Annotated in this window: 8 protein-coding genes and 2 pseudogenes; 3 read left to right on the forward strand and 7 right to left on the reverse strand. The window is 63.5% G+C overall.

Features of this window, described 5'->3' with window-relative positions; all coding sequences use genetic code 11:
* Positions 1–54: 54 nt before the first annotated feature.
* The 3 genes from F3J20_RS29155 to cueR form a co-directional block, all read right to left on the reverse strand.
* Positions 55–429: a hypothetical protein gene (locus F3J20_RS29155; protein ID WP_240162950.1), complete on the reverse strand. Its 375-nt coding sequence runs from the start codon at positions 427–429 to the stop codon at positions 55–57.
* A gap of 244 nt (positions 430–673) precedes the next feature.
* The gene (locus F3J20_RS29160; protein ID WP_167050352.1) at positions 674–820 is read right to left on the reverse strand and encodes a DUF3563 family protein; all 147 of its coding nucleotides are present in this window, start codon (positions 818–820) and stop codon (positions 674–676) included.
* Positions 821–1,004: 184 nt separating this feature from the next.
* Positions 1,005–1,427: a Cu(I)-responsive transcriptional regulator gene (gene cueR, locus F3J20_RS29165; protein ID WP_167285580.1), complete on the reverse strand. Its 423-nt coding sequence runs from the start codon at positions 1,425–1,427 to the stop codon at positions 1,005–1,007.
* Between the two features lie 135 nt (positions 1,428–1,562).
* Here cueR and F3J20_RS29170 point away from each other — a divergent pair, with 135 nt between their 5' ends.
* Both F3J20_RS29170 and F3J20_RS29175 read left to right on the forward strand, forming a co-directional pair.
* Positions 1,563–1,766 (forward strand): cation transporter, encoded by a 204-nt coding sequence (locus F3J20_RS29170; protein WP_167050349.1) that lies wholly within the window; start codon positions 1,563–1,565, stop codon positions 1,764–1,766.
* 11 nt (positions 1,767–1,777) lie between these two features.
* Entirely contained in the window at positions 1,778–2,707 is a 930-nt protein-coding gene (locus F3J20_RS29175) for an SDR family oxidoreductase (RefSeq protein WP_167050347.1), read from the forward strand.
* A gap of 285 nt (positions 2,708–2,992) precedes the next feature.
* On the opposite strand, the gene F3J20_RS29180 is transcribed toward F3J20_RS29175, so the two are convergent.
* The 4 genes and pseudogenes from F3J20_RS29180 to F3J20_RS29195 form a co-directional block, all read right to left on the reverse strand.
* A complete protein-coding gene (locus F3J20_RS29180) occupies positions 2,993–6,757 on the reverse strand; it encodes an error-prone DNA polymerase (protein WP_167285581.1) in 3,765 nt (1,254 codons plus the stop codon).
* 5 nt (positions 6,758–6,762) lie between these two features.
* Positions 6,763–8,544 (reverse strand): DNA polymerase Y family protein, encoded by a 1,782-nt coding sequence (locus F3J20_RS29185; protein WP_167285582.1) that lies wholly within the window; start codon positions 8,542–8,544, stop codon positions 6,763–6,765.
* Complete coding sequence (imuA, locus tag F3J20_RS29190) at positions 8,444–9,280, reverse strand: translesion DNA synthesis-associated protein ImuA (protein WP_167285583.1); 837 nt, start codon at positions 9,278–9,280, stop codon at positions 8,444–8,446. Before imuA ends, F3J20_RS29185 begins: the two co-directional genes overlap by 101 nt.
* A 574-nt stretch (positions 9,281–9,854) precedes the next feature.
* Positions 9,855–9,944: pseudogene (locus tag F3J20_RS29195) on the reverse strand (IS3 family transposase); the annotation flags it as partial.
* 1 nt (position 9,945) lies between these two features.
* Here F3J20_RS29195 and F3J20_RS29200 point away from each other — a divergent pair.
* A pseudogene (locus F3J20_RS29200) lies at positions 9,946–10,075 on the forward strand (IS5/IS1182 family transposase); the annotation flags it as partial.

Raw genomic sequence — 10,075 nt, forward strand, 5'->3', positions numbered from 1 at the left:
GAACTGAAAAAGCCGATGGCGAAGATACCGGGCCGCCGCCCTTCTATGCCACCCTCATTGCGAAGGCGCTACCGGGCGCGGCATCGGCCGCGGCATCGGCCGCGGCATCGGTCTCGGCGGAACGCCGCCGCCCGCCGGTAACGGGATATATGGCGCGACCACGATCGGCGGCGACGCTTCCTGCGGCAGCTCGACAGGAGCCGCAATCGGCGGCGCGGCGACAATCGGGTGCCGCGAAAGCGGCGCGCTCATCAGCACACTCCCGCTCTGGCCGTCGTTGATACCGCTCAGCGAGTCGAGAATCACCGGCTTGCGGGCGCTGTCGGACACGGCGAACGCGCCCGGCGCGGCGCAGACGGTTGTCAGCGCCGTCACCATGACCGCAGCGAGGCGGAATTTGAAGGGTTCGAGCGAGCGGACAGAGAACATGGGCGGCCCCGTTGGTTATGAATGCCCGGTTGCGCAAAAAGCGCCCTACCTTACCTCGGCGCAGGTTGCGAAGCTAGTCGAGAGTCGCCACGACTGGCGTTCCGGCGTCGCCGGCTTCAAACCTGCCGGAAAAGCGGTCAATTCCCAGGGCCCAGATGTGACAAAGCCCCGTTTCGACGGGGCTTGATGCTGTGCTGCTATGGCCGTGCACGCTGCACCGCCGGGCCCAACTCGAAGCTGAAACTTACCGCGAATAGCCGTTGGTTTCGATCGAGCGGATGCGCTGTTCGAGCTGGACGATATCCGACGACGATGCCAGGTAGGCCTCACGGCTATTACGTTCCGCAGATTCCAACCAGGTGTTCAGCTTTTCAAGCAGGTATGCAAACATGATGTTCTCCAAGGATCAGATCGAATCCCCGGTGATCGGACATCAGGGATTTCCCGCTAAAGGGTTAACCCGAATTATAACCCGATGCCCTGAGTCGGACAGTGAAATGCCTACATGAGGTGCATTCCGTTCCGGAATGGTGCACATCCTTGGTGCAATCAGGTTCCACCTTTCCCCGCAACGGCTACAGCGGATGACATCCCTGCCCCGACACCAGATCGGTGTCAGCGAGGCGCTCGATGATCGGACAGTCGGGCCGGTCGTCGCCGTGGCAATGATCGGCCAGATGCGCAAGGGTGTCGCGCATGTCGGTCAGCTCGGCGATGCGGCGGTCGAGGTCCGCGACATGCTCAAGCGCGATCCGCTTCACTTCGGCGCTCGCGCGCGAACGATCGCGCCATAGCGCGAGGAGCCGCCGAATGTCTTCGACGAGAAAGCCGAGCCGGCGCGCCTGGCGGATAAAGCGCAGCGAATGCACTTCCTGCGGACCGTATACGCGATAACCGGCGCTCGTGCGCGCCTTGGCCGTCAACAGGCCGACGCTTTCGTAATAGCGGATCATTTTTGCGGTGACGCCCGACGCGCGGGCCGCTTCGCCAATATTCATGACTGTTTCCCCATGCTCTGGATCAGGTTCGAATCGATCCTACACCTTCCCATGATGGGAAGGTCAGCCACTCAAATACGGATCGGCAGGCATAATTCAGCCATTCGCCATTCTGATTTCGCCGAGGACCCCGCCATGACAATCGAACTCCACGTAGAAGGCATGAGCTGCCAGCATTGTGTCGCTGCCGTCACGAACGCGATCCGCGAACACGACGCCGCCGCGCAGGTTCAGGTGGATCTCGTGGCCGGGCGCGTGGTCGTGGAATCGGCGCAATCCGTCGATGCGCTGAAGGCCGCGATTGACGAGGCCGGCTACACGGTCACGTCGGCTCGCTAAGGGAGCGGATCGTGTTCAAGGTTGCCGTTATCGGCGGCTCCGGGCTGCTCGGCCGCGCGCTCGTCGACGAACTGGCGCGGCAGGACGACTGGCAGGTCGTCGCCACCGCGTTCAGCCGGCCGTCGCCGCAAATGGCCGCGCTCGATGTTCGCGACGCGCAGGCGGTCGAACGCTTCATCGAGCGCACGGCGCCGGATGCCGTTGTGATTGCCGCCGCGGAGCGCCGCCCCGACATCTGCGAGCGCGACCCGGCGCTGGCCCGCGCGCTGAACGTCGATGCCGTGCGCATCGTTGCCGCGGCGGCAGGCCGGTGCGGCGCATGGACCCTGTCGATCTCGACCGACTACGTGTTCGACGGCACAGAGCCGCCGTATCGGCACGACAGCGCGCCCGCGCCGCTCAACGCTTACGGGCACAGCAAGCTCGAAGGCGAACGCGCACTGACCGGAACGACCGGGCGCGGCTGCGTGCTGCGCTTGCCGCTGCTCTATGGGCCAATCGTCGGCTGGTCGGAATCGGCGGTGACGAGCCTCGTGCCGGCGATCACCGCCTCGGCCGCCGCCGCTGGCGAGCCCGCCACGATGGACGCCTGGGCGATCCGCTACCCCACGTTCACGCCGGACGTCGCGTTCGTGATCCGGCAGATGCTCGCACTGCATGCGCGCGGCGAGACGGTCTCCGGCATCGTCCAATGGTCGGGGGACGAGCCCATGACCAAATACGAGATCGCCGTGCGTATCGCCGAAGCGCTGCAACTCGATGCGCGCCTGACGCCTCAGCACACGCCAACCGATTCGACGCCTCGCCCGCATAACTGCCATCTGGCGTCGAGCCGTCTCGAAGCGCTCGGTATCGGCCGGCGCACGCCGTTCGATACGGCGATCCGCGAGGTCCTGGCTGCGTTTCCGTGGCAAGGCGCTATGCCGTCGCGGCTGAATTGACGCCACGCAACGGGGTTTGCTGGTTTGTCCGGCTCAAGGCCGCCGCTGTGATCGGACGCGTTGGCCGCGGGGCTGTGCTGCTGGGGCTGTGCTTCTGGCGCATATACATCGCATTTGCCCAAGTGCGTTGTGTAGCGCACGGCTGACCGGCATTCAACTGCATCGCGCAAACGAAAGGATTCACGAGCGCACGGCAAGCGTCGCTCGCCTGCTGGCTGCCGATGCAGGATTCGCCGGCCGTGCCGCGCGTCCGCTCATCACCCGCCACCCGCCCGCTACCGGGCCTCAATGAAAATCGCGGCTCGTCGTGGCGAGTTCGCCGAGCCATTCGCTGTAATCCTCGAGACGATGGGCAACGAGATGGACCACCTCGCCCTTCTGTTTGCGACCGGCAAGCCGCCGCGCCTCGCCGCTGCGGCTTGCCTCGCCCGTACCACTTTCGCCGCTTTCGCCACTTGTGGGGCCGCCTGTGCTATTTGCCTCATTTCCCGCCCACGCCCGATTGCGCCGGTCCGCACTCGCCGCACGCTCTCCCTGACTCGCGCGGTCTCCTCTCTCGCCCCCGGTACTCACCCCATCATCGCGCTGCAAAACCCCATAGACCGCGAGCAACGATGAACCGAGCAACGCCTTGCGCTGCTTTTCAACCAGCGACGGCCACACGATCACATTAATCGAGCCGGTTTCGTCCTCGATCGACACGAACACCGTGCCGTTCGCCGTGCCCGGCCGCTGTCTCACGGTGACGATGCCGCACGCCCGCGCCATTGTGCCGTGCCAGCACGCGGCGAGTTCGGCCGCCGTGCGAAACTTCTGCCGCGCGAGACGCGCCCGCAACAACGCCAGCGGATGGCGATTGAGCGTGAGACCGAAGCTCGCATAATCGTCGACGATCTCGCGATGCTCGCTGGCGCGCGGCAACGCGAGCGGCGCTTCGGCGATCGGCGCGTCGCGCAGCAGCTTCGGCACCGCGTGCTGCGCAGTCACGGCCCACCACGCTTCGCGCCGATGACCGGCGATACCGACAAGCGCATTCGCCGCGGCCAGCGCTTCGAGATCGCGCCGCGTCAAGGCCGCGCGACGCGCGAGATCGTCGACGTCAACCAACGGCGCATCGCGGCGGGCCGCCATGATGCGTTCGGCGGCGTCCCGCGCGAGCCCCTTGATCAGATGCATACCGAGACGCACCGCGGGACCGCGCGAACCATACGTGCTCGCTGGTTTGAACACGCGCGCGGTCAACCGCCGCGCGGCACGCCGGATCGTGCGGCTCACCTTCAGGTGCGGCAAGGACAGATTGCGCAATTGCTGTGCGGCCAGCACGGCATGTTGACGATGCAGACGCGTCTCGTCAGCGGCAATCCGCCGTCCTTCGGCATGGCGCCGCTCGAAGGTCGATTCCCAGTCGCTCAGCGTCACGTCGGGCGGCAATACCTTGACGCCGTGACGCCTCGCGTCCTGCACGAGTTGCGACGGCGAATAGAAACCCAGCGGCTGGCTGTTCAGCAGACCGGCCAGAAAAGCGGCCGGCTCGTAGCGCTTCAGCCATGCGCTCAGATAAACGAGCAGCGCGAAACTCGCCGCATGGCTCTCCGGAAAACCGTATTCGCCGAAGCCCTCGATCTGTTTGCAGATGCGCTCGATAAATGCCTGCTCGTAGCCGCGCGCCAGCATGCGGTCCGTCAGATCCTTCTGATACTTCGCGAGATTACCGCTGCGCCGCCATGCGGCCATCGCGCGCCGCAACTGGTCGGCCTGCTCGCCCGTGTATTTCGCCGCCACCATCGCCAGATGCATCACCTGCTCCTGGAAAATCGGCACGCCGAGCGTGCGTTCGAGCACCGGCCGCAACTCGTCCTTGGCGTAATCGATCGGCTCGAGCCCCTGCTTGCGACGCAGATAAGGATGCACCATGCCGCCCTGGATCGGCCCGGGCCGCACGATCGCCACTTCGATCACGAGGTCGTAGTACTTGTCCGGCTTCAGACGCGGCAGCATGCTTTGCTGCGCGCGCGATTCGATCTGGAACACGCCGATCGTGTCGGCATGGCCGCACATCTCGTAGACGGCACGATCCTCGCGCGGAATGTCCTGCATCCGGAACCGCGGCAACCCACGCCGCAACGCGACGAATTCGAGCGCGCGCCGGATGGCCGAGAGCATGCCGAGCGCCAGCACGTCGACTTTCAGCAGCTTGAGCGCATCGATGTCGTCCTTGTCCCACTCGATCACGCTGCGCTCTTTCATCGACGCATTTTCTATCGGCACGAGCCGCGACAGCCGGTCTTTCGCGATCACGAAGCCGCCCACGTGCTGCGACAGATGCCGCGGAAAATTGCGCAACTCCTGAGTCAGCCGGATCAGGTTCCGCGTGATGTGCGATCGGGCATCGAAGCCCGCTTCGGCCAGATAGGCGGCCACCGCGCCCGGGCCATCCCACCATTGCTGCGACTTGCTGATCCGCTCGATCAGCGAGGCTTCGAGACCCAGCGCCTTGCCGACGTCTTTCAGCGCGCTGCGCGAGCGGTACGTAATCAGCGACGCGGTCAGCGCCGCGCGATGGCGGCCGTACTTCGCATAGATGTACTGGATCACTTCCTCGCGCCGCTGATGCTCGAAGTCGACGTCGATGTCGGGCGGCTCGTTGCGGGCGCGCGAGATGAATCGCTCGATCAGCATGTTCATGCTGACGGGATCGATTTCGGTGACATGCAGGCAGTAGCACACGATCGAGTTCGCCGCCGAGCCTCGCCCCTGGCACAGGATGTTGCGCGAGCGCGCGAAGCTCACGATATCGTGCACGGTCAGAAAATACTTTTCGTATTTCAGATCGGCGATCAGACCCAGCTCCTTCTCGATCTGCTGAATCCGCTTCAGGTCCATGCCGCCCGGCCAGCGCTCCATCGCGCCGGCCATGACGAGCTTGCGCAGATAGCTCGACGGCGATTCGTCGGCGGGCACCAGTTCTTCGGGATATTCGTATTGCAGTTCCTCGAGCGAGAAGCGGCATAACGCGGCAATGCGCAGCGTTTCTTCGAGCGTCTCGCGCGGATACAGCTTGCCCAAACGCACGCGCGTGCGCAGGTGCCGCTCCGCATTGGCTTCTAGCGCGTGACCGCAGGCCGAGAGGGGCGTGCCGAGACCGATCGCGGTCATCGTGTCCTGCAACGGCTTACGCGAACGCACATGCATCAGCGTGCCTCCCGCGGCCACGAGCGGCAAACCGCTGTCTTGTGAAATCATCCGCAAGGCGTCGAGTTGCAGATCATCGCTGCCGGTTTGCCACAGTTCGAGCGCAATCCATGCACGCTGCGCCGCGAACGACGCGAGCCAATGCGCGCAACGCAGCGTATGCGAGAGCGTCGCCGCGCGCTGCGGCACGAGCAGCAGCACGCAATCGGGCAAGCCGCGCAGGTGTTCGAGATGCGGCAGCATCTCGGTGAAGTCTTCCGGACCGATGCGATAGCAGCCCTTGTCCGCACGCGAACGCGCGAGCGTGATCAGTTCGGAAAGATTGCCGTAGCCGTTGCGATTGAGTGCGAGCGCCACCAGGGTGCAGAAGGGTTGGCCTTCGGCATCGGTCAGATTGAATTCGCTGCCGATGATCAGGTGGGGGATCGGCTTTAGGGGTTCGTCCTTCGGGGGCGCGTCCTTCGGGGGCGCGTCCTTCGGGGGGTCGTCCTTCGGGGGGTCGTCCTTCGGAAGCTGTTTTTTCTCATGCTTTGTCGCAGCCGTTGCGACGGTGATCTCCTCCGGCGCCGCCGCCCGCATCGCCTGCTGCGCTTTTGCCTCGCGCTCTTTCCGTTCGCGCGCCTGCGTCTCTTCGAGTTCTTTCACGGCCGTGTACGCGCGCACGACGCCTGCCAGCGAACATTCGTCGGTAATGGCAAGTGCGCGATAGCCGAGCGACATCGCCCGCTCGACAAGCTCGTGCGGATGCGAAGCCCCCCGCAGGAACGAGAAGTTGCTCAGGCAATGCAGCTCCGCATACGGCGGCAAATGCGCCGCGAACGTCGGCTGCGAAGGCAAGGACGGCGCGGAAGTCGTCATCGCATTCAACCGAACAGGCCCTGCAGATACCACTCGCCTTTGCGCTTGCGATACACCCAGAACAGGTGGCCGCGATCGTCAGCTGCGATGTAGTAATCGCGCTCGACGAGATCGCCGTCCCACCACCCGGCTTCGATCCGCTCGGTGCGCGTGAGCATGGTCAGCGGCCGGCGATAGATCGGCCGCTGGTCGCGCACCATCAGACGCAGCGGCTGGTCGAGCATCCAGAGCGGACGAGGCTGTGCGGGTAGCGCGCAGTCGGGGAGATCGAGCGAAGCCTGGACGTTGCCGGGTTGGGCTGCGAATGCGGGTGTGCTTTGGGAGGAAGCCGATACGGATAGTGCCGGGGTTGCCGGGGTTGCCGGATCAGCTTGCACTGGCGTTGCGCCGCCCTCGCGTGCTTCTTCAAGCGCGGCATTGCGCAGTTCATCGGTCAGCCAGGTTTGATCCGCCCTGGCTTTGACGCGGCTCTTCGACGGCATGCGCTGTCTGCGTGAAAACGCTTGCGACTGATAGGCTTCCACGCGTGTTTCCCGCTCCGGCCGATGATCGTCCTGCTGCGACAACTGCAGCACGTTCTCAGGCCCGAGGCGCGCGCTCAGACGTTCGAGCAAGCGCGCGAGAGAATCGCCATCCGACTCGGGCATTGAAAACAGCGTGTCCGACCGTCCCGCATGATCGACGATCTGCTCCGCCACCAGCTTCAGTTCGATGACCGGTGCCGCCAGCACCGTCTGGTTCAGCTTTTCCCGCAACAGCCAGATCAGATGCTCGGCATCGCGCGACGGAATGGCCCACGCAACCTTCAGGCTCGATGTTTTCGGCGCGTGACGCGACGCCAGCTCATGCTCGAGCAGCAACGTATAGCCGCTCAGCGCCGCATGATGCGCACTGAGCCAGCCGGCCAGCTGCACGATCAACCGGCGCGCGGCGAACAGCAACGCATTGGCGTTATCGACTCGCGACGGCAATTCCAGTTGCGCATGAAACGACGCCGGCGCGCGAAACGATTCGCGCGGATCGGCACGCATGCCATATGCCTGCGCGAGCAGCTCCAGAACGCCACCGCCGAAACGCCGCACAATGCCCGCTCTCGGCAAGCGGCGCAAATCGGCGAGCGTCGCGCAGCCGACATGCGCGAACGCATCGCGATGCTCCTGTGAAACCGGCAGCAGCGCGACGGACAAACGATCGAGCACGCGCGCGAGCGACGCTTCCTTGAGCACATGCCAGCGACGTCCCTGCCGGCACGCACGCGCCTGCGCCAATAACCACGCCCCCCAGGCGGTCGGCGCACACGCGATGCGCGCCGTATAGCCGAATTCCGCTACCGTGCCCGATACGCGCGACAACAACGCGCGCAGGCCACCGAACAGGCGCAAGCCGGAACCAACTTCGAGCAGCAGTGTATGCACAGCGGCAAGCGACACTTTGGGCGTGTAGCTCAGCAAGGCGAGCGCGATCGCTTCGAATGCCTGGGTTACGCGGGCTGGATCGGCGGCAAGCAGTGTCAACCCCGGCGCCAGCGCCAACGCATACGAGCGCGAATGCCCCGCCTGCACACCGGCGCGCCGTGCGTCGAGATCGGGCATCAGGATGTGCGCGTGATCGGCCAGCGCATAACAGCTGCGCGTTTCCGCGTTCGGGTCCGCGGCAGCTTGAGGTTGGCTCGCGCCGTTGCACGGATCACGCCGATTCGGTTTCGCGAGCGAACCAGCCGGAAGCAGCGCGAACGGCTTCACCGCTTCCAGCGGCAACAGCGGTAAGGTGACGGCGATCCACAACATGTTTGACCTCCGGGCGTTGATGGCTGCCCTCGTTTTTCGGCAACACAATGCTTTGTAAAGGCAGAATGAGGCGCAAAGGCTCGGCGAGCGGCGGTCCGCGACGCTTGAAGATATCGATCGACATACCGATCTCGTGCAACCACTGACGACGATTGATCGTCTGCGCGTTGGCCGGCAAAAGCGGTTCACAGATCATCCGCAAAGGCGCCGGCGACGATTGCGCAGCCGCTTCCGCAGGACGGATCAGAAATGCCAGCGCCGCCGACTCCTGAGCTGCCACTTGCAAACGCCGGACCTTGTCGGCGCGCGCATTCTGCAGCCACACGAACACCGCGCCGATACCGCTCTGTTTCAGTACCTGAGTGGCAGCCCAAAGCGCCTGATCTTCCGTCGAGCGCACCCATAGGACACGCCTGATATCGACGCCCCAAGTCTTTAGTGCCACGACACAAGGCTGATACGGCGGCGCCACGAGCATGACGTGCTGCTCGGCCTGTTGTGTCAGATGCCGAAGCACATGAGCCAGCAAACGCATCTCACCCACTCCGCAATGCTCGATCAACAACTCCGTCAGCCCGCCCGCCGACCAGCCTTGCCCCGGCAGTAGCCGGTCCAGCTCGGCATAGCCGCTGGAGACGACGAGCGAGTCCGGGCCGGCAAGCGCATTGCCTTGCCATACCTGACGCCGTAATTGCGACGACAGCGTGGTCGTCGCTAGCTGAATTGCTGCTGCCATAGACACGCTCTTTACTCGGGGATACTCCGCCTCTTCCTGGCATAGATGCATCGCCGCCCTGATCGATACGCATCGACGTTGTTGGCGGCAACGAACAGACAGAAAATTCTGGCTTTTGCATATAAATCGTGTCGATATGCAATCAATTCCTCGCAACAAGGGGTGGGAGGGAGACGATCTAGCACCCTGGAATGCTGTATATTTATACAGCATTCCAGGGTGGATGTTAAGAGCTGAGGTTGCGGCGAGAAGAGCGATGGTGCGTGGGTCAGCTTCGTTGAACTCAAGCGTGCTGAGTTCGTCAACTTCAGACAATTGTCCCGACAAACTGCATGAACGACGCGATCAAACGAGATGAATTGAAAATAATCAGGTATGCAGATTATTTAGATCGATACATCAATAGGCGAGAATTTGGCATTTACACAACCCGGAAGCTCAAGTAGCGCAAAGCATCCGACGGCGTCGAAACATTGGGAACTGATTTGCTAAAAACAGATGTGGATCAAAGAAAAATAGCACTTTGAACCGCCCCGGATTTGGACTGCCCCCCCAAGAGTTGGACGTTGAAGCGTTAATTTTTTCCCGCCCGCATTCGATATTCCACGGGACTCAGTCCACCAAGTTTCGATTTGATGCGGCGCCGGTTGTAGTAGTCGATGTACCTGCCGAAAGAACTGGGCTTCGGCAGCGGGATGACCTGCTGGCGAAGGCTACGCGACTGGCAAGCCGTAGGCGTGTGGGAGAAACTGCATCTGGCGATGCTTTGCCGATTGCGTGAGCATGACCAGATTG

Source organism: Paraburkholderia sp. Cy-641, assembly GCF_011752945.1.
Taxonomy (GTDB): Bacteria; Pseudomonadota; Gammaproteobacteria; order Burkholderiales; family Burkholderiaceae; genus Paraburkholderia.